General features: G+C 40.3%; 16 protein-coding genes and 1 pseudogene. 13 read left to right on the top strand and 4 right to left on the bottom strand.

The window, feature by feature from the left end; genetic code table 11:
- Nucleotides 1–387: 387 nt before the first annotated feature.
- The 4 genes from EXE30_RS14080 to EXE30_RS14065 all read left to right on the top strand — a co-directional run bounded on the left by EXE30_RS14080 (nt 388) and on the right by EXE30_RS14065 (nt 5,739).
- Nucleotides 388–1,317, top strand: a complete 930-nt coding sequence (locus tag EXE30_RS14080) for an LpxL/LpxP family acyltransferase (RefSeq protein WP_130162942.1) — start codon at nt 388–390, stop codon at nt 1,315–1,317.
- 326 nt (nt 1,318–1,643) lie between these two features.
- On the top strand, nt 1,644–2,402 hold the full coding sequence (locus EXE30_RS14075) for a LamB/YcsF family protein (protein ID WP_130162941.1): 759 nt from the start codon (nt 1,644–1,646) through the stop codon (nt 2,400–2,402).
- 33 nt (nt 2,403–2,435) lie between these two features.
- A complete protein-coding gene (locus EXE30_RS14070; RefSeq protein ID WP_130162940.1) occupies nt 2,436–4,019 on the top strand; it encodes a 5-oxoprolinase subunit B/C family protein in 1,584 nt (527 codons plus the stop codon).
- Nucleotides 4,012–5,739, top strand: a complete 1,728-nt coding sequence (locus EXE30_RS14065; RefSeq protein WP_130162939.1) for an acetyl/propionyl/methylcrotonyl-CoA carboxylase subunit alpha — start codon at nt 4,012–4,014, stop codon at nt 5,737–5,739. The genes EXE30_RS14070 and EXE30_RS14065 overlap by 8 nt, the downstream gene beginning before the upstream one ends.
- 62 nt (nt 5,740–5,801) lie before the next feature.
- Here EXE30_RS14065 and EXE30_RS14060 read toward each other — a convergent pair whose 3' ends face one another.
- On the bottom strand, nt 5,802–6,578 hold the full coding sequence (locus tag EXE30_RS14060) for a M48 family metallopeptidase (RefSeq protein WP_130162938.1): 777 nt from the start codon (nt 6,576–6,578) through the stop codon (nt 5,802–5,804).
- A 211-nt stretch (nt 6,579–6,789) separates the two neighbouring features.
- A complete protein-coding gene (crp, locus tag EXE30_RS14055) occupies nt 6,790–7,497 on the bottom strand; it encodes a cAMP-activated global transcriptional regulator CRP (RefSeq protein WP_005196588.1) in 708 nt (235 codons plus the stop codon).
- A gap of 146 nt (nt 7,498–7,643) precedes the next feature.
- Here crp and EXE30_RS14050 point away from each other — a divergent pair, with 146 nt between their 5' ends.
- Nucleotides 7,644–8,066 (top strand): OsmC family protein, encoded by a 423-nt coding sequence (locus tag EXE30_RS14050; protein ID WP_005196590.1) that lies wholly within the window; start codon nt 7,644–7,646, stop codon nt 8,064–8,066.
- A 60-nt stretch (nt 8,067–8,126) separates the two neighbouring features.
- On the opposite strand, the gene EXE30_RS14045 is transcribed toward EXE30_RS14050, so the two are convergent.
- Entirely contained in the window at nt 8,127–8,927 is an 801-nt protein-coding gene (locus tag EXE30_RS14045) for a peptidoglycan DD-metalloendopeptidase family protein (protein WP_130162937.1), read from the bottom strand.
- A 261-nt stretch (nt 8,928–9,188) separates the two neighbouring features.
- Here EXE30_RS14045 and clpB point away from each other — a divergent pair, with 261 nt between their 5' ends.
- Nucleotides 9,189–11,768, top strand: a complete 2,580-nt coding sequence (clpB, locus tag EXE30_RS14040; RefSeq protein ID WP_130162936.1) for an ATP-dependent chaperone ClpB — start codon at nt 9,189–9,191, stop codon at nt 11,766–11,768.
- Between the two features lie 166 nt (nt 11,769–11,934).
- Nucleotides 11,935–12,369, top strand: coding sequence for a hypothetical protein (locus tag EXE30_RS14035; protein ID WP_130162935.1), 435 nt, complete (start codon nt 11,935–11,937; stop codon nt 12,367–12,369).
- 12 nt (nt 12,370–12,381) lie between these two features.
- On the opposite strand, the gene rlmKL is transcribed toward EXE30_RS14035, so the two are convergent.
- Nucleotides 12,382–14,586 carry a bifunctional 23S rRNA (guanine(2069)-N(7))-methyltransferase RlmK/23S rRNA (guanine(2445)-N(2))-methyltransferase RlmL gene (rlmKL, locus tag EXE30_RS14030; RefSeq protein WP_130162934.1) on the bottom strand — a complete coding sequence of 735 codons (2,205 nt, stop codon included), beginning with the start codon at nt 14,584–14,586 and terminating at the stop codon, nt 12,382–12,384.
- A 275-nt stretch (nt 14,587–14,861) separates the two neighbouring features.
- Here rlmKL and EXE30_RS14025 point away from each other — a divergent pair, with 275 nt between their 5' ends.
- The 6 genes and pseudogenes from EXE30_RS14025 to EXE30_RS14000 all read left to right on the top strand — a co-directional run.
- Nucleotides 14,862–15,236 (top strand): hypothetical protein, encoded by a 375-nt coding sequence (locus EXE30_RS14025; protein WP_130162933.1) that lies wholly within the window; start codon nt 14,862–14,864, stop codon nt 15,234–15,236.
- Nucleotides 15,237–15,356: 120 nt separating this feature from the next.
- On the top strand, nt 15,357–16,373 hold the full coding sequence (locus EXE30_RS14020) for an aspartate carbamoyltransferase catalytic subunit (protein ID WP_130162932.1): 1,017 nt from the start codon (nt 15,357–15,359) through the stop codon (nt 16,371–16,373).
- A 12-nt stretch (nt 16,374–16,385) separates the two neighbouring features.
- Nucleotides 16,386–17,618 (top strand): dihydroorotase, encoded by a 1,233-nt coding sequence (locus EXE30_RS14015; protein ID WP_130162931.1) that lies wholly within the window; start codon nt 16,386–16,388, stop codon nt 17,616–17,618.
- A 203-nt stretch (nt 17,619–17,821) separates the two neighbouring features.
- Nucleotides 17,822–18,391 (top strand): hypothetical protein, encoded by a 570-nt coding sequence (locus EXE30_RS14010; protein ID WP_130162930.1) that lies wholly within the window; start codon nt 17,822–17,824, stop codon nt 18,389–18,391.
- Between the two features lie 76 nt (nt 18,392–18,467).
- Nucleotides 18,468–19,253, top strand: a complete 786-nt coding sequence (locus EXE30_RS14005; RefSeq protein ID WP_130162929.1) for a Rossmann-like and DUF2520 domain-containing protein — start codon at nt 18,468–18,470, stop codon at nt 19,251–19,253.
- A gap of 79 nt (nt 19,254–19,332) precedes the next feature.
- Nucleotides 19,333–19,605 (top strand): annotated as a pseudogene (locus EXE30_RS14000) (phage late control D family protein); the annotation flags it as partial.

Below are 19,605 nucleotides of genomic sequence, written 5' to 3'. Positions count from 1 at the left end.
CTTCTTTGTTGGTTATTGAGCTTTCATGGTACAGATTTGGATTGATTACACTTGGGTAGTTGTGAGAGCGATATGTTGAGATATGTGCTCAGTAAGGTGTTTATATCAACATCATATTTCATTAATAAAATCATATATATATTATCCATTGAAACTTATAGTTTAATTCAAAAAAGACCAGCTCAATATTCGCAATGGCTGTACACAAAGAGCACAAATATTTTATTTAGCATATATAGACGATTTTTATATGGTCATGCCTATCGTGATTTATAGGAATGACTTGGCAAAAAATTGTGAATATGGATGACTACGGATACGAGAATTAAAAACATTAAGAAATTACATGTGCTAGTCTTGCTGGATTTTCCTAATAAGCTATCCGCTATGAATGTTGAGCGACACCATGAGGCAAGTAAGTTTCAGTGGTCTTTTCTATTGCCTAAATATTGGGGGATATGGATAGCTATACTGGTTTTGATGATATTTGCAATACTTCCTTGGGCCATCCAATGGCGATTAGCAGAAGGTTTGTCTAAACTAGGATGGAAATATCTAAAATCTAGACGTAAAACGACGATTAGAAATCTCGAACTGTGTTTTCCAGAGAAAAGTGAACTTGAAATCCAAGAAGATGCTAAACAAGTCTTTTTTAATATGATGCTGGGTGTCTTTGAAGCATTGAATGCTTGGTATTGTCCGAGTTGGTTTAAAAAGCGCATACATATTCATGGATTAGAGCATCTTCAGCAAGCACAGGGTAAGGGGGTTTTATTGCTCAGTAGCCATACCACATTGTTGGATGCTGGCGGTTATGTAAGCAGTTGCTTTTTTGATTTTGATGTTGTTTATCGTCCACAAAACAATCCTTTATTAGATATGTTGATCCGTAGATGTCGAGCGACGATTTATAAGAATCAAATTTCGAAAGATGATATGAAAGGATTAATTCATAGTTTGAAAAATGGCCATGCAATTTGGTACAGTCCTGATCAAGATTTTGGCTTGAAACAAGGCGTTATGGCACCGTTTTTTGGTGTACAGGCTGCAACATTAACCGCACATCGCCGATTGATGAAAATTACCAAAGCATCCGCCATTCCTTTATTCTTTTATCGTGAAGGCGATATTCGAGATCCCCAATATCACATTTTATTGGAACCACCATTAGATCATTTTCCGGGTCTTGATGAGGTGGAAGATGCAACACGAGTGAATTTGATCCTCGAAAATCAAATCAGAACGCAGCCGACCCAATATATGTGGTTTCATCGTCGTTTTAAAACCAGATTGAAAGGTCAAGAAAAGCTGTATTAAAAATTAAGCCTTAAACCCACCTTATTTTGGTGGGTTTTTTTAATAAAATGTAGATAATTTAAAATGACAACAACTGCGATTTAATGCTTTAAAAATAAATTTTAGTTAAGTGAAATGATATAGATTAAGTATTCATTAGCTACGTTCATAAATTCTCTTTGTTTCTGTCTATGGGAAATATAAAGCGGCTCAATAATTATGAAAGAGCGCTATTGACTGTAAAATCTATCAGGACCTAAAGATTTTCAACCGAGTTTTCTGTTAGCATTTTAAATGGTAGGTAGAAACGATCTGCTTTTTCGGAAAATTAAAAATATAAGGTCATTATGCGTATTGATTTAAATAGCGATTTAGGCGAAAGCTATGGCTCATGGAGCATGGGCAATGATGAGCAAATTCTTCCTATTGTGAGTAGTGCAAATATTGCATGTGGCTTTCACGCAGGCGACCCGCTCCATATTCTTAAAACATTAAAACAAGCAGCTAAACTTCATATAAATGTCGGGGCACATGTATCGTATCCTGACTTAGTTGGTTTTGGTCGGCGCAAAATGACCTTATCTTATGATGAACTACTTGCCGATGTACTTTATCAAATTTCAGCTTTACAAGGTTTGGCGCATGTTGCGGGAACCAGAGTAAGCTATGTCAAACCACACGGTGCTTTATATAACACTATCGCGACAGATTTAACGCAAGCCCAAGCGGTGATTGATGCAATTCTACAATTTGATGCAGACTTAACGTTGGTGGCTTTGGCTGGCTCACCATTGATTGATTTTGCTCAAAAGCAAGGTTTGACAGTTGTATCAGAAGCTTTTGCCGACAGAGCTTATCATGATGACGGTACTTTAGTTTCTCGTCGTGAAATTGGGGCTGTTTTACATGATGCAGAGATTGTGGCTCAACGTGTTCTTGATATGATCCTAAAAGGCGGCGTGGAATCCATTGAAGGAAACTTTACGTCTATCCAAGCAGATACGATTTGTTTGCATGGTGATACGATGGGAGCTGTGCAAATAGCTCAAATAATTCGTCAAAAATTAGAAGAACAACACATCGAAGTTCGAGCGTTTACCCATTAAATACTTTGCAGGAATGCTTTAACGAGTGATGAAATGAGATTTTTATCGGTTAATTTGAATTGCTTTTTGATTGAGTTGTCGAGTTTAGAGGAAACCGTTGCGCTTTATCATTGTTTAAAGCGTACAGCACATCCTGATATTCAGGAGCTTATACCTGCTGCACGTACTATATTGGTTTATTTTGATCCTGTTTTTACTGATGAAAAAAAATTGATTCAGTGGATTTCAGCTCAAAAATTAGAACAAAATCTTCTGAATATGGGTAAAGAAGTCGTCATCAATGTCTGCTATGACGGTGCGGATCTTGCGCATGTCGCTGAATATTTGGGTATCGATGTGAATGAGGTCATCCATAAACATACGCATAGTCGTTGGCAAGTTGCCTTTATTGGTTTTGCTCCTGGTTTTGCTTATTTGATCAGTCCAGATCATCCTTTTGGAAGCATTCCACGTTTAGTCTCACCACGCAAAAAAATAGCATCAGGTTCTGTAGGATTGGCAGGCGAATATAGTGGTATTTATCCGAAAGAGAGTCCTGGCGGATGGCAGTTGATCGGACGTACAGATCAAACGATGTGGGATGTCTATCGAGAGCAAGCTGCCTTACTATTGCCAAGTGATCAGGTGGTTTTTAAAGATATAAGCAAGCATCCGACTCAAGTTACGGTTCCTTGCACTAAACTTTTTTCAAGACAAAGACTGGAAAATCCGATCGTATTCACTGTGCTAAATGTTGGTTTGCAAGTATTAGTACAAGATGAGGGACGTAAAAATGTCGCTCAACTAGGCGTTGGACAGGCAGGTGCGATGGATCGGAGCGCATTTCACTGCGCCAATGCATGTGTGGGTAATTCTAAAAATGCTGCTGCACTAGAAATATATAATGGTGGTTTACGCTTAAAAGTGATGGAAGAAACTGTTATTGCGGTAACAGGAGCTGAAACGGAGCTATGGGTATCATACGCGAACGGCTATACAGTCAAGCAACCATTATATCAACCAATTGCATTGGATCAGGGCGATGAAATTTATCTGACCAAAGCTCAGGCTGGAATCCGTAACTATGTGGCAGTTCGTGGTGGTATAGCCGTCGAGCAGGTATTAAATAGTGCCAGTTATGACAGTTTGGCTGAACTAGGAACAGTACCCCTAAAGGTTGGAGATGAGATACGATCAGCACAATTGAAAACAGAATGTGTCGATTTAGACCAAGCAGCAAATGCTTTACCCAAAGTGGGAGATCAGGTTGTCGTTGATATTGTGTTGGGGCCTCGAATGGATTGGTTTACGCCAGAAAGTATGGATCTACTGCTTGCTCAATTTTGGTTGGTGACTGCGGACAGTAATCGTATAGGATTAAGGCTCGTTGGCGATAAGCCCTTACAACGTCAGATCAAGCAGGAATTGCCGAGTGAAGGATGTTGCACTGGCGCGATACAAATTCCACCAAATGGGCAGCCCGTCTTGTTTATGAATGATCATCCGATTACTGGAGGTTATCCAGTTATTGCGGCTGTAGCACCATATCATCTTGATTTGATCGCTCAAGTTGCAGCAGGATGTTATATCCAGTTTCGCAAAATATCAGACTTTATGGATATCAAAAAAAATGTATAAGCAACATAGGCTGTTGATCGCCAATCGTGGTGAAATTGCTGTTCGTGTTATTCAAGCATGTAAAGATTTAGGTATTCACACTGTAGCCATCTATGCCGACGATGACATGGAAAGCTTATATGTAACACTCGCTGATGAGGCTTGGGCTTTATCTGGTCAAACCGCGAAAGAGAGCTATCTCGATATTGATAAAGTTTTGAATATTGCTAAGCAAAGCCAAGCGACTATGATTCATCCAGGTTATGGCTTTCTGTCTGAACGTGCTGATTTTGCGCAAGCTGTTATAGATGCAGGGTTGATTTGGATCGGACCAACTCCTCAAAGCATGATTAGACTAGGCGATAAAATCGAAGCGCGTAAGCTTGCACAAGCTGTTGGAGCACCGTTGGTTCATGGTACTGAACAGCCACTTCGTTCTGCCAATGAAGCGGTGACATTTGCACAAACATACGGATTGCCTATTGCGATTAAGGCTGCATATGGTGGCGGTGGACGTGGTTTAAAAGTGGTTAGGCAGCTAGATGAAGTTGCTGATTCTTATTCTTCGGCAGTGCGAGAAGCTCAAGCGGCTTTTGGTCGAGGAGAATGTTTTGTTGAACAGTATCTGGATAAGCCCAGACATCTGGAAGCCCAAGTAATTGCCGATCAGCATGGCAATATTGTAGTGGTTGGAACCCGTGATTGCTCTTTACAACGCCGTAATCAGAAATTGGTAGAAGAAGCACCTGCGCCATTTATTGATGATGATATTTATCAACAATTAATACAATCTACGCTCGATCTCTGTCGCGCGGCGAAGTATGTTGGCGCTGGCACAGTGGAATATTTGTTAAGCCAAGATGGCAAGCTATCTTTTCTCGAGGTCAATACACGTTTACAAGTGGAGCACCCTGTTACTGAACAAACAACAGGGATTGATTTGGTTGTTGAACAGATTCGAATTGCACTGGGACAACCGTTATCAATCCAAGAAACGCCAAAACCACAAGGCCACGCAATTGAGTTTCGTATCAACGCCGAAGACCCAGCGCGAGGCTTTATTCCAGCATTTGGTCACATCTCTCGATTTAATCCACCTTCGGGGATTGGTATTCGTTTAGATACAGGTGTTATCCAAGGGAGTCTTGTCTCAAGTCATTTTGATTCATTAATGGCAAAACTGATTGTGACTGGGCCAACGCGTGAAATCGTCATTCAGCGTGCCAAAAGAGCATTTGCTCACTTTGAGTTAGAGGGTGTTGCATCTGTTTTAGCTTTTCATCGTGCGATATTGTCCGAAGCAGACTTTATTGATGCATTTAAAGTGCATACCCGTTGGATAGAGCAGGAGTTTCAGCATAACTTTGCAATGCATCCACGCAGTAAAAAACCAGAAGCATCCGGGTTACAACGGTACATGATTGAGATTGATGGCAAGCTTCATCAAGTGGGATTGCCTGTCGGATTGTTGAAAATGGCCAGTGTTACGGAGAATCATTTATCTGATGAGGCTTCGTCGTCGTTGCATAATGAAAATGCTGTTATCGCGCCAATCAATGGAATTTTAAGTAGCTGGACCGTTCAAGAAAATGCTCAAGTCGAGCTGGGTGATGTAATTGCCACGATGGAAGCAATGAAAATGGAAGTACCAGTGATTGCACATCGAACAGGTAAAATTAAAAACCTAGTAGCTTTAAATCAAATGTTAGATGCGGATATGCAGATTGCAGAAATTATTTGAATTTAACGTTGTGGCTGAATCAGCCATTAAACGCAAAAAGGCGTTTAATGGCTGTGATGTGATTAACGACGGTTATTATAAATTGCCATTGCTGCTGGTAGGTTTTTGCGCATATCTGCAATACGTTGAGTATTTGATGGGTGAGTTGATAGGAATGCAGAACCACTCTTACCATCTAAACGACTCATTTTTTCCCACAATGTAATCGCAGCATTTGGGTTGTAACCTGCATGAGCCATCAGCATTAAGCCACCGAAGTCGGCACGGCTTTCTAGGTTGCGTGAATAAGGTAAACCAATACCCACTTGACTGCCCAAATTAATTGCAGCATTACCTGCTTCACCGATATTGGCACCAGCATAAGATGTACCAATACCAATTGCTAAGTTGGTCAGTGCTTGCGCACCGATTTTACTTTTCGCATGTTCTTCTAGGGCATGGGTCATCTCATGGCCCATAATTGCAGCAATTTCATCATTGGTGAGATTAAGTTTGTTCACGATACCCGTATAGAAAACAACTTTACCACCAGGCGCAACATAAGCATTGACTGTATCCGATTTTAATACGGCGAGCTGCCAGTCAAAGCGTTGACCTGTTTGGTTCATTTTATCGGCATGTGGTTTTAAACGATTAAATACCGTATTGATGCGTTGATATGTGGCAGAACTGGTATCAAGCTGATTTTTAGCACGAGCTTCTTGAGTCATCTTACTGAAGCCTTGCGCAGATTGGGCATTTAGCGTTGCGCTGTCTGCACCAGCCATCTCTGCGAACGATGCACAGCCAGATATTGTCATTACAGTGACCGCACAAAGGCTCAAAGCTAACTTCTTCATACTTATTCTCTCCAAATCAGTATCTTATGAGTATAGTCGTAATTACGGTGAATTATAAAAAATGTTGATCAGACTTAACATTCTGATTCGCTCTATAATCATTGTAATTATGTAATCACATCTACATAGATTCTGCTATTCATTTATAAACAAAGCCAGTGTTTTTACACTGGCTTTGTTTTATGTGGGGTTTGATGAATATCAGATGAGATTAATCTTCATCATCAAACTCTTCTTCAGGGAAGGTATTTTCCTCTAAAGAAGCATCAAAAATTAAGATTGCTTTACCTTCGGTTTGGATCATACCTTGGTCTTCAAGTGTCTTAAGTACACGACCAACCATTTCACGGGAACAGCCAACGATACGACCAATTTCTTGGCGCGTAATGCGAATTTGGCGACCATTCGGCAGAATCATGGCTTCTGGTTGTGAAGATAAATCAATTAAGCAACGCGCAATACGACCTGAAACATCAATAAATGCAAGGTCAGTGACTTTACGTGTTGTATTTTTAAGACGGCGTACAAGTTGAGCAAATACCGCATAGCTCAAATCAGGATACTGTTTACTGAGTTCATGAAAGTTGTCATACGTAATTTCTGCAATTTCACAAACATCTCTAGTGCGTACTTCAGCAGTACGTTGAGGGTTTGTTTCGAACAATCCCATTTCACCAAAGAAATCCCCAGGGTTTAAATAGGCGACGACAATCTCACGCTCATCATCTTCGCGTAATATGATCGACACTGAGCCCTTTAAAATTAAATACAGTGATCTTGATTCCATTCCAGCGTCAACAATCGTGGTGCGTTTTGGATATCTATTAATATGAGCACGTTTTAGCAAAGCTTTTACTGATTCAGGCAGTTGGCCTGGAGACAAAGCATCAGTGCTAAGTTGTGAAAAATTTGAAGTCATGCTTAAAATTTCCGAATTTGGATAAAACCGATCGCACAGGCTCATTTGAGCTTTTTCTACACAGAAGAGATGAAATTCCTTATCAACTCATTTTATGTTAGTGTACAAGAACACAGTAAATTTATAACGTTTTTTGGGTAGTTGCAATGCAAACAAGTGTACATTGGTTAGAGAATGTTGCTTTTGAGGCAAAATCAGAAAGTGGCCATAGTGTGGTGATGGATGGTTCTGCTGAGTATGGGGGTGAAAACCGAGGTCCACGTCCTATGGAGTTGATTTTAATGGGACTTGGTGGGTGTGCTTCGTTTGATATTGTGACCATTTTAAAGAAATCTCGACAAGATGTGACGGGTGTCGTATGTGAGTTGAAAGCTGAGAGAGCGAACACAATCCCAGCAGTCTTCACCAAAATCCATTTACATTTCATTGTGACAGGTAATGCAGTAAAAGCCAAACAAGTTGAAAAAGCCGTGGAGCTTTCAGCAGAAAAATATTGTTCAGCCAGTAAAATGCTGTCTGATGGTGGTATTGAAATTACCCATGACTTTGAAATTGTAGAAGCTGCATAAGTTCGTATTGTTAAGCATTACTAAAAAGTGATCTATTTTGATAGATCACTTTTTTTGTTTTTATTTAAGAAACAATTGAGGGTCTACCCGAGCATTATTTAGACTCATTCCCCAATGTAAATGTGCACCTGTTACACGTCCTGTTTTACCTACCAATCCGAGAATTTCACCCTGACGAATGGTTTGCCCTTGTTCCACATCGATTTTGCTGAGATGGCAGAACATACTAATGAGTCCCTGACCATGATCAATTAGAACCGTCTTGCCATTAAAAAAATAATCTCCCGTTTGTACAACGATGCCATCAGCAGGCGCAACAACTCTTTGTCCGACAGGAGCAGGAATATCTAAACCAGAGTGTGGTGCTCGTTCTTCACCATTGAAAAACCGTTTTCGACCAAATGAGTTACTAAATTTACCTGAAGTAGGGACAATAAATTTTGGAAAACTTTTCCATGTGCTATTACTAAATGAGGTATAAACCGTATTTTGCTCCTTAGCTTCACGTGCATAGCGTTCTAATTGACTTGGATTTGGATTGACATGATCTTGATTTTTAATAGTTAAACGTTGTTCTGGATATTTGTATGGTTTAACTTCAATTTGAATCGGTGTGTTATTGGTATTTAAGGTGAGTGTACCAACAGGTGCGGATAATGGGATTCCAAAAATAGCATAACGTTGCCCATTTTCTTCGCTCAGCAACACGGGTTTTTGTTCATAATAAACTTGTGTTGTGCTTGCCGTGAGTGGAATAATGGCAATCCCGCCCGCACGTCTCGAATCTTGGGGTAATTGAGCAAAAGCGAGATGAATAGGAAGAAGACAAGCCGTGGTAAGGAATATTTTTTTTAGAAACATAATGACAATTTTAATGAACGTAAATATATAGGCTAAAAGGTTCACTGCAAAATCACAACAAGCAATTTGTTTGAATCCGCATAGACAGAAAAATGATACAAAATAGACTTGAAATAAAATATTTATATACCCATATTATGATTAAGTTTTATCTTTTTTATTATTAATAAGATTTTGAAAAATATATAAATTTTATTTGAAATTTTAAAAAGTGTTCCCATCTTAGTGATAAGTCAAAATTTGTTGTGAGGAATAACAAGAATGCGTTTTGAAAAATTTACAAACCGCTTACAGCAAGCACTCTCAGATGCACAATCATTGGCCATGGGTAAAGACCATACAGCAATTGCTGGGATCCATATCCTAACGACTTTACTCGAAGAGCCTGCCAATTTGAGTTTGTTGCAACAAGCGGGTGCTCGTTTACCAGAGTTGAAGCAAAAGCTTGAGCAAGCAATACAAAATGCCCCGACTTTGGCAAATCCGACAGGTGACATCAATCTCAACCCAGAGGCAGTTAAAGCGTTGAATTTAGCCGACCGCTATGCACAAAAGGCGGGTGATGAATTTTTATCAACCGATTGGGTACTGTTGGGTTTAGCAGAAACGGGCGAAACCAAAACCATTTTAAATAGTGTTGGTGTAACTCCAGAAAGTTTACGTAAAGTTATTGAAAATATTCGAGGAAGTGACAAAGTCATGAGTAATAACCATGAAGATCAACGTGACTCACTAAATAAATATACCATTGATTTAAATGAACGTGCGTTAGCAGGAAAGTTAGACCCTGTGATTGGTCGTGATGATGAAATTCGCCGTACCATTCAAGTGTTGTCTCGTCGTACCAAAAATAATCCCGTACTTATTGGTGAACCTGGTGTGGGTAAAACGGCCATTGTTGAAGGTTTGGCACAACGTATCGTCAATGGAGAAGTTCCTGAAAGTTTAAAGAATAAGCGTGTGCTTTCTTTGGACTTGGGGTCATTGCTCGCAGGTGCAAAATACCGTGGTGAGTTTGAGGAACGTCTCAAAGCTGTACTCAAAGACCTTGCCAAGCATGACGGTGAAATTATTTTATTCATCGACGAATTGCATACCTTGGTTGGTGCAGGTAAAGGCGATGGTGCAATGGATGCGGGGAATATGTTGAAACCTGCCTTGGCACGTGGTGAATTACGTTGTGTTGGTGCGACCACTTTAGATGAATATCGTCAATTCATTGAAAAAGATGCTGCGCTGGAACGTCGTTTCCAAAAAGTGCTGGTCGATGAGCCAAGCGTTGAAGACACCATTGCGATTTTACGTGGTTTAAAAGAGAAGTATGCCACCCATCACGGTGTGCAGATTTTAGACTCTGCCATTATTGCAGCAGCGAAAATGTCACATCGTTATATTACAGATCGTCAGTTGCCCGATAAAGCGATTGATTTGATTGATGAGGCAGCTTCACGGATCAAAATGGAGATCGACTCCAAACCTGAGGCTTTAGATAAACTTGATCGTCGTTTGATTCAATTGAAAATGCAATTGGAAGCAGTGAAAAAAGATCAAGATGCGGGTAGTAAAGCTGAAGTGAATCATCTTGAGCAGCAAATCGCTGAAAAGCAGAAAGAGTACAATGATCTAGAAGAGATTTGGAAATCTGAAAAAACATTGGTTGAAGGTGATAAAAAAGCACAGGTGGAGTTAGACCAAGCACGAATGGCGTTGGAAAAAGCCAAACGTGAAGGTGATTTGGCAGAAGCTGCGCGGTTGCAATATGGTGTTATTCCAGAGTTGCAGAAACGTTTGGAGCAAGCAGAAGTTGCTGAGGAAAATGAAGAACCGAAGTTGATTCGTACCAAAGTGACTGAGAATGAAATTGCTGAAGTGGTCAGTGCTGCAACAGGGATTCCTGTCTCCAAAATGTTGCAAGGTGAACGTGAAAAACTACTGAATATGGAATCATTCTTACATAATCGTGTGGTTGGTCAAGATGAAGCGGTAGTGGCTGTATCCAATGCGGTTCGTCGTTCGCGTGCAGGGCTGTCTGATCCGAATCGTCCAAGTGGTTCATTCCTGTTCCTTGGACCGACAGGTGTCGGTAAAACTGAGTTGACCAAAGCTTTGGCAAACTTCTTATTCGATAGTGATGATGCCATGATCCGTATTGACATGAGTGAATTCATGGAAAAACACTCTGTCAGTCGTTTAGTCGGTGCACCTCCTGGATATGTGGGTTATGAAGAAGGCGGTGTCTTAACAGAAGCTGTTCGACGTAAGCCTTATAGTGTGGTGTTATTTGATGAGGTGGAAAAAGCGCATCCAGATGTCTTTAATATCTTATTGCAAGTATTGGATGATGGTCGCTTAACCGACTCTCAAGGTCGAGTCATCGATTTTAAAAATACGGTGATCGTAATGACCTCAAACTTGGGTTCACAAGATGTGCGCGAACTGGGTGAGGGTGCAACGAATGAAGAGATGCGTGCTGTGGTAATGAGTGCTGTCAGTCAGCATTTCCGTCCAGAGTTTATCAATCGTATCGATGAATTGGTTGTTTTCCACTCGTTACAAAAAGCGCAAATTCGTGGTATTGCAGATATTCAGTTGGATCGTTTACGTTCACGTTTGAGTGAACGCGATATGAGTTTAACTGTGGATGATACTGCTTTTGATTTGTTGATTGATGCTGGATTTGATCCAATCTACGGTGCACGTCCATTGAAACGTGCCATCCAACAACAAGTGGAAAATAGTTTGGCTCAGAAAATTTTATCAGGTGAGTTCCAAGCAGGAGATAATATTTTGATCAAAGCTGAACATGGTCATCTTGTCTTCGATAAAATGAAACTGAGTTAAGCTAAAATTTTAACAATCAAACAAAAGATGGTGATGAAAATCGCCATCTTTTTTATTTTTCTGCAACTTATCTGATTTTTTAAGGAATATTACCAATTAGATTGCGACTTGATGAAAAACTTGGTAGTTTCAGAGCAAATAAGAAAAAGATTCAGGATGAATTGCAATGGAAAATAAGCAACATCATTACGCAAGTATCTGTGTAGTTTTGTGCATGATGGTTCTACCTGCTTCAATCGGGTGGGCTGCTCAACCAATGTCAGAGGGGACACTAGCACTTCAAACAGGGTTAGCAAATAATACTTTGCCGAATATTATTATCAAAGCCGAACAAGATGCGATGAAACCAGAGCAAGAACGTTGGAGAGTTCAACGTGCCTTAAGTGACCGCTATTTGCGTGAAGTCAGGATTAGTACATTACTCGATAGCGTACTATCGCCGCATGAAGAACAAAAGAAAACCAAAGTCACTGATCCGCGAGAGAAAAAAGATGCGAGTATAAAGCCGCATAGACAACCCTCAGATCGTTTTGTGGTATATGAATTTGATTCGAATGATAATGTTCATGGAACCATCACCATTCATGTCAAAGAACGGTGATGGTCGCTTTACTTATACCGCAGGATGCTTGATTTTCCATGCGCGATGGATTTTTTGATTGCGCTTGAAATCTAAGCCGATAGTTTCAGAGGTGATTTCTTCAATGTCATACATCGCCTCGATTTCTTCATCCAGCTCAAAACCACGATAGTTGTTAGAAAAATATAAAGTGCCTTCAGTGGTTAGGCGGTTCATGGCACGTTTTAACAGTGAGAGATGATCGCGTTGTACATCAAATGTACCGTAAAACTTTTTCGAGTTAGAGAAGGTCGGTGGATCAATAAAGATCAAATCGTATTGTTCATGACCTTCTTTTAACCACTCAAAGCAATCACTAGCAAAGAACATGTGTTGTTCATCCGCATGATCAACGGTTAAACCATTCAGTACAAAGTTTTCTTTAGACCAATTTAAGTAAGTGTTTGATAAATCAACACTTGTTGTGCTTGCCGCGCCGCCTAGAGCCGCATGTAAGCTTGCTGTAGAAGTATAGCTATACAGGTTTAGGAAGTGTTTGCCGCGTGCTTCTTTGGCAATTCTTAAACGCATTTGGCGATGATCCAAGAACAAGCCTGTATCCAAATAATCGGTCAGATTTACCAAAATGCGTGCGTTGCCTTCTTGAACGATAAAACGTTTAGACGCGGTACTTTGCTTGGTGTATTGAGTTGTTCCAGCTTGTCTTGCACGGGTTTTGATGAAAATGGCATCACGATTTAGCCCAGTTACAGCGCGAATGGCTGCAAGCCCAAGATTAAAACGTTTTTTGGCTTTTTCTGGGTCGATGGTTTTAGGCGGCGCGTATTCTTGTACATGCAACCTATCGCCATATAAATCGACTGCGATATTAAAATCTGGCAAGTCGGCATCATAAAGACGTAAACAATAGATGTTTTCTTTGACAGCCCATTTTTTCAATGCTTGCATATTTTTCTGCAAACGATTGGTAAAGTCTTCAGCACCTTCAATCTTTTCAAATTGTAGCGGTTGCCAGTTTGCTAAAAATGGTTGTGTAACGCTTGCTGGTTTGATGGTTCCGAAACGAATGTAAATCGGCAGTTTACCGTTCATCAAACGTAAGGTTTGCGGATCATTGATTGCAAGTACATCCGCCTGTTCGATTTGTGCCGCAATCACTGCAGCAGGTTGATTTGGAAAATTCTTTTGTAATAATCCAGATAAACCCAAGTAAAATGAACGGCTAGAGGCTTTATCACCTAAACGCTCACCATAAGGCGGATTAGTCACGATAAAGGCTTTTTTACCTTCAGCTTGAAAATCTTCCCAATCGGCTAAGGTGCGTTCTTCGATTTGAATTTGATCAAGCACGCTTTCAAAACCAGCGGCAATAATATTTTGACGTGTTGCTTTGACTGCTTCCCAATCTGCATCGTAGGCGTATAATTTTGGAAGCGGTTGTTGTAATGCCTTTTCATGGCGTTCAGTTGCTTCGGCTTTGAGAGATAACCACAGTTCACGATCATGCCCATGCCAGCCATTAAAGCCAAAACGACGCACAAGACCCGGTGCACGATCCGTTAAAATCATTAATGATTCAATAATAAATGTCCCTGAACCACACATCGGATCAAGAATGATATCGGGTTGATATTGTAATAATTGTGCTTTTTGTAAAATCGCTGCAGCTAAGTTTTCTTTGATTGGTGCATCAGTCATAAAGTGACGATAGCCGCGTTTGTGCAAAGAATCGCCCGATAAATCGAGGCAGAAGGTATGTTCAGTTTTCCCAGCTAAAACATAAAGCGTAATTTCAGGCTGCTTAATGTCAATACTTGGGCGTTTACCGACGGCTTCCATAAAGGAATCCACAACGCCATCTTTCACACGTAAAGTCGCAAATTGCGTATTGACCTTAATGTCTCGTTCAACATGCAGACGCACAGCAAAGGTACTTTGTGGTGCAAAAATTAAAGACCAATCGAAGCTAATCGCACCTTCAAAGAGTTCTTCTGCCACATCGCGCGCATCGTGAGTAAATTCAAGCTCATGTTTATGGATCGGTAACAATACGCGAGAGGCAAGGCGAGACCACAGGCAAATACGATAAGCCTGCTCAAGCGTACCTTGGAAAATTAAACGTCCAGCAAAACGTTGGATGTCTTGAACACCTAAACTTTCCAGTTCTTGTTGAAGTAGGGTTTCAAGTCCATCCGCACAGGTTACCCAGTAGCTTGTAAGACGTTGTGTTGAATTCATTCAAATTTCCAAAAGCGATTTTAGCAATCGCGTATTTTAACCGATTTTTATTGGTTCTGTCGGTGCATATTTGTGTGATTGTCAGCTTTATCATCGATTAGACACTATTTTTGGGATTAGGATTCGCGAGCTTGCTTTAATCTATTGTTTTCATATTTATAAATTATTTTAATTATTGGTACAGATTTTGCTAATTAGCCTGTAGATCATTAGCAAATTTTTCTGCTAAAAGCTGATGAAATTTAAGCAGTTTAATGGGGAACTTGGGGGGATTTATGAAAGAGAGTATGAGTAACGATGTGTTGGTCAAAGCTGAAGCTTTTGCAATTGCAACTCAAATGTATGTTCGCTTGAGACGCGTATCGAGTCGTGTGATTGATGTGATGTATCTGGTTAGCAATAAAGAGTATGCCCAACATATTGTTGATATTGCTTTGGCAACAAAAGATTCAGAGTTAGAGCGTTATGTCGCTCGTTTAAGCCCGCTTATTGATTTATATCCTGAACCAAAGGCTGCCGTGATTGCAGCGCAGAAAGGTAGGTTGGAAAATGAGCAGGTTGATGCATCGGACGTCTATTCTAATGAAGTGACTGCTGAGGAAATTTATGAGGCTCAGGTTTCACATCACTATATTGGTGCATTACGTTAGATAAAATTTGTTGCAACTCCCTAATTAATGGCAGCATAAGGGTGAAAAGTTGTTCTGCTAAAACCAAAGAATTGGGCTACACTATGCAAGTTTTGGTGATTCGACCCATAGGAATCCTTTATGCATATTGCAGCCCTGCATCAACCAAGTCAGGTTCAATTGAATCAACAAGGAAATTTAAAGCACTTTTTAACCATTGAGGGTCTTTCCAAGGAAAGCCTGACCAAAATTCTAGATACAGCGCAAAGCTTTTTAGATGAAAATAATAATTTGATCAACCGTCCGCTATTAGAAGGGCTGACGGTGATGAATCTTTTCTTTGAAAATTCGACTCGTACGCGTACCACCTTTGAAGCCGCAGCAAAACGTTTGTCTGCCAATGTTTTGAATATTGATATTGCACGTTCAAGCACCTCAAAAGGTGAAACTCTTCGTGACACGCTTTGGAACTTAGAAGCGATGGCTGCGGACATTTTTGTGGTACGTCATTCGTCTTCAGGTGCGGCGCATTTTATTGCCAAAGATGTTTGCCCTAATGTTGCCATTATCAATGCAGGTGATGGTCGGCATGCACACCCTACTCAAGCGATGTTGGATATGTTGACCATTCGCCGTGAGACCAAAAAGCCTTTTGAGCAACTGAGTGTGGCGATTATTGGCGATATTAAGCATTCTCGTGTGGCACGTTCGAATGTTGCGGCATTACAAACCTTAGGGTGTAAAGACATCCGTGTGATTGCACCGAACACGTTATTACCTGTCGGTTTTAATGAGTATGGTGAACATGTACGTTTATTTAATCAAATGAATGGTGGTGTTACCGATTGTGATGTGATCATCGCATTGCGTATTCAAAATGAACGTATTGATTCACCAGCGTTGGCATCACAATCAGAATTTTACAAAATGTATGGTTTAAATAAAGAGCGTCTTGCTTTGGCTAAACCAGATTGTATCGTGATGCATCCCGGTCCGATGAATCGTGGAGTAGAAATTGACTCAAGTGTTGCTGATGGTGATCAATCTGTGATTCTGAAACAGGTCACCAATGGCATTGCGGTGCGTATGGCGGTGCTTGCACTAGCGATGCAAGGGCAGTTACAAGAACAAGGTTTGATTGAAGCGATTTCACTGTAAAGGATAGATCACATGAGTATTGTAAAAATTGAAAATGTCCGTGTGCTCGATCCGATTCAGAACACTGATCACGTGCAAACGGTCTATATCGAAAATGGCAAGTTCATCGATGCAGTCGAACATATTGATGAAACAATCAATGGTCAAGGTAAATGGCTGATGCCGACCATGGTGGATTTGTGTGCTCGTCTACGTGAACCAGGGCAACAACAACATGGGACACTAAAGTCAGAGGGTCGGGCTGCACGTGCCAATGGTATTTTGCATGTCATTACTCCTCCAGACTCAAAACCGATCGTGCAAGACAATGGGGCATTGATTCATGGCCTAATTGAAAAAGCACAACTCGATGGTGGTATTTATTTGCAAATCATTGGTGCACAAACCCAAGGTTTGAATGGCAAACAACCAGCCAATATGGCAGCTTTGAAAAAAGGCGGCTGTACAGCAGTTTCCAATGCCAATGCGGCCTTTGAAAATGATGACGTTGTGATTCGGACGCTTGAATATGCTGCTGGTTTGGGCTTAACCGTTGTGTTCTATGCTGAAGAACCACAAATTGCTAAAGATGGTTGTGTTCATGAGGGATTCATTGCCTCGCGTCAAGGGTTGCCAATGATTCCTGCAATCGCAGAAACGGTGGCAATTGCCAAATACCTTCTAATGATTGAAGCAACAGGGGTTAAAGCTCACTTTGGTCTACTGTCTTGTGGTGCATCTGTTGAATTGATTCGTGCCGCCAAAGCCAAAGGCTTACCAGTGACAGCTGATGTTGCCATGCATCAACTGCATTTGACTGAACAGTTGATTGATGGATTTAATTCACTGGCGCACGTACGCCCCCCTTTACGTTCTGAGCAAGATAAGCAGTTATTACGTCAAGCTGTGAAAGAAGGGGTGATTGATGCGATTTGTACTCATCATGAGCCATTAAGCAGCTCGGCGAAAATAGCACCGTTTGAGGAAACTCAATCAGGTATTACTGCTTTTGATACTTACGTGGGATTAGGCGTACAACTAATTCAAGAGGATGTATTTACCCCATTGGAGTGGGTTGAAAAGGTCACTTCAATTCCTGCGAAAGTTGCCAATATAACAGACCGTTGGCAGCAAGAAGCAGGGTGGGTGTTGGTCGATCCTGAGTTGCAGTGGATGGTATCTAAAGAAACAATCGTTTCGCAAGGCAAAAATACTCCATTACTTGGGCAACAGTTGACTGGTAAAGTTGTAGCGACATTCGCATAAACATAATTCAAATTGAGCAGAGTAAGCCTTTTAATGGGCTTGCTCTGCTGTCTTAAAAATGATGTATATATATTGTATTTAAATTTTTAAAAATAGATAAAAACGATAAAAACTATATTAAAGTAACAAGAAGAAATGAGACCCGCTTTGCATAAAATTATAAAAAAGAGATGTAAATCATTTGAATTGTTGGAGCTAATACAATGCCTATAAATCCAATGGAGTTACTTAAACTGAAAGTTTCATCGGTGATTGTGAATGATCAAACTTGCTTAGTGAATGAAAAAAACGATATTTTATCAAGATTTTATCCTATTCTTTTGTCTAGATTTTTGGTAAAGCCAGAACTTGTTGATCAATTAAAAGAAAAGCTGACCCCTTCAGTTTATGATTTATTTGAAAAAAATGACCAAGTAAAAAATGCATTACTTTTACGATTAGCTGCTGGCAGAGTTCCTGCGAATGAAGTGGAAAAAACCTTAAATAGGGCGATTCCTAAAAGTTTAGCGGTGCTTTCCAATGAGGTGGGTAATGATACGATGAGTATCATCTACTATCTTAGAGATCATAAAGAGTCAATTTATGCGTTACTACCTATTTGGATGAATGACGTTCTATACTTAGATCAGCTGGCTGTAAAAACACGTTTAGCACCCCCTATTTTATCGCTGCCGGTTATGCCTCCAAACACCAAGCAACACAAAGCCTTTCCTTTTTTTGCCTTAATATTTGCAAGCTTTTCTTTGCTATGGCTCTATCAGATTAGTAAATAGTGGCTATTATTGTAGATTGATTTCAACTTTCTTTATTGGCATGCTTCGCGTTAGGAAATCTATTTAGATCGAGTTTATGCGAATCACATTAGTTGGTGCTGGACGAGTAGCTACACATTTAGTAAAGGCATTAAAATCACAGCATGAAATTGTTCAAGTTTTTAGTCGAAATTTGAAACATGCTCAACAATTAGCTGGGCAGGTCCATGCACAAGCAATTGATAGTGCAGATCAACTCACTTCGCAAACAGACTTAGTAATTGTTGCTGTAAGTGATCTAGGAATAGCTGATGTTGTAGGATCTATCGCCGCTTATTTGCCGCAAAATCTCATCGTACACACTTCTGGTAGTACAAGTTTGATAGCGCTTCAGCAACGACATCAAAGAGCTGGGGTGTTCTATCCTCTACAAACTTTTAGTTTTGAGCGCGAAGTCGATTGGTTGGAAACGCCGTTATTTGTAGAAGCAGCCCACCAACAAGATCTAACCCTATTAACCAACTTGGCAAATAGTTTAAGCAATCGAGTTTATCAATATAGCTCGCAACAACGCCAAACGTTGCATTTGGCTGCGGTATTTGCATGTAATTTCAGTAATTATTGCTATGACATGGCAAAACAAGTTGTAGATGCTGAACAGGTTGATTTTAGCTTGTTATTCCCATTGATTTTAGAAACGGCGAAAAAAGCAACGAACACAGACCCAAAGCAAATGCAAACAGGACCTGCAATGCGTGGTGATCAAAATATTTTAACGATGCATCAAGCGTTATTGTCTCAATCCAATCGTCCTGATTTGGAAGAGGTATATAGGCTGATGAGTGAGGGTATTTTTAAACGGCACCTTAACAAATTTGAATAAATGTTCTACTTTCAATGGGTGGACTGCATTGTCTATTTGGGATAGAATTCGCTAAATTTTAGTAAATATTTTATAACAAATGTTGAACAACATATTCCAAGCATTGTCGCAATTAGGCTTAACCGCCCAAAAACGCGCGATACATATTCAATTTGCCAACTCTGCCTTAAACACAGAAGTTTTCCTACAAAAAATACAAGGGCAACATCAACTCAATACTGGCATGACAGCAGAGCTGATCTGCCTATCAACCAATGCCACCATCCCATTAAAACAATTCATTGGCTCTCAAGTCGCTGTCGATCAAGTGACCGACACAGGCACATTATTTAGAACCACAGGCATCATTACC

Source organism: Acinetobacter halotolerans (genome assembly GCF_004208515.1).
GTDB classification, from domain to species: domain Bacteria; phylum Pseudomonadota; class Gammaproteobacteria; order Pseudomonadales; family Moraxellaceae; genus Acinetobacter; species Acinetobacter halotolerans.
Note: the sequence above shows the minus strand (reverse complement) of the source record. Positions and strands in the feature narration are given on the sequence as shown.

Excerpts from the sequence above, each read along its gene's own strand:
- EXE30_RS14080 (WP_130162942.1), top strand. The coding sequence starts at position 388 with ATGAATGTTGAGCGACACCATGAGGCAAGTAAGTTTCAGTGGTCTTTT.
- EXE30_RS14075 (WP_130162941.1), top strand. The coding sequence starts at position 1,644 with ATGCGTATTGATTTAAATAGCGATTTAGGCGAAAGCTATGGCTCATGG.
- EXE30_RS14070 (WP_130162940.1), top strand. The coding sequence starts at position 2,436 with ATGAGATTTTTATCGGTTAATTTGAATTGCTTTTTGATTGAGTTGTCG.
- EXE30_RS14065 (WP_130162939.1), top strand. The coding sequence starts at position 4,012 with ATGTATAAGCAACATAGGCTGTTGATCGCCAATCGTGGTGAAATTGCT.
- EXE30_RS14060 (WP_130162938.1), bottom strand. The coding sequence starts at position 6,578 with ATGAAGAAGTTAGCTTTGAGCCTTTGTGCGGTCACTGTAATGACAATA.
- crp (WP_005196588.1), bottom strand. The coding sequence starts at position 7,497 with ATGACTTCAAATTTTTCACAACTTAGCACTGATGCTTTGTCTCCAGGC.
- EXE30_RS14050 (WP_005196590.1), top strand. The coding sequence starts at position 7,644 with ATGCAAACAAGTGTACATTGGTTAGAGAATGTTGCTTTTGAGGCAAAA.
- EXE30_RS14045 (WP_130162937.1), bottom strand. The coding sequence starts at position 8,927 with ATGTTTCTAAAAAAAATATTCCTTACCACGGCTTGTCTTCTTCCTATT.
- clpB (WP_130162936.1), top strand. The coding sequence starts at position 9,189 with ATGCGTTTTGAAAAATTTACAAACCGCTTACAGCAAGCACTCTCAGAT.
- EXE30_RS14035 (WP_130162935.1), top strand. The coding sequence starts at position 11,935 with ATGGAAAATAAGCAACATCATTACGCAAGTATCTGTGTAGTTTTGTGC.
- rlmKL (WP_130162934.1), bottom strand. The coding sequence starts at position 14,586 with ATGAATTCAACACAACGTCTTACAAGCTACTGGGTAACCTGTGCGGAT.
- EXE30_RS14025 (WP_130162933.1), top strand. The coding sequence starts at position 14,862 with ATGAAAGAGAGTATGAGTAACGATGTGTTGGTCAAAGCTGAAGCTTTT.
- EXE30_RS14020 (WP_130162932.1), top strand. The coding sequence starts at position 15,357 with ATGCATATTGCAGCCCTGCATCAACCAAGTCAGGTTCAATTGAATCAA.
- EXE30_RS14015 (WP_130162931.1), top strand. The coding sequence starts at position 16,386 with ATGAGTATTGTAAAAATTGAAAATGTCCGTGTGCTCGATCCGATTCAG.
- EXE30_RS14010 (WP_130162930.1), top strand. The coding sequence starts at position 17,822 with ATGCCTATAAATCCAATGGAGTTACTTAAACTGAAAGTTTCATCGGTG.
- EXE30_RS14005 (WP_130162929.1), top strand. The coding sequence starts at position 18,468 with ATGCGAATCACATTAGTTGGTGCTGGACGAGTAGCTACACATTTAGTA.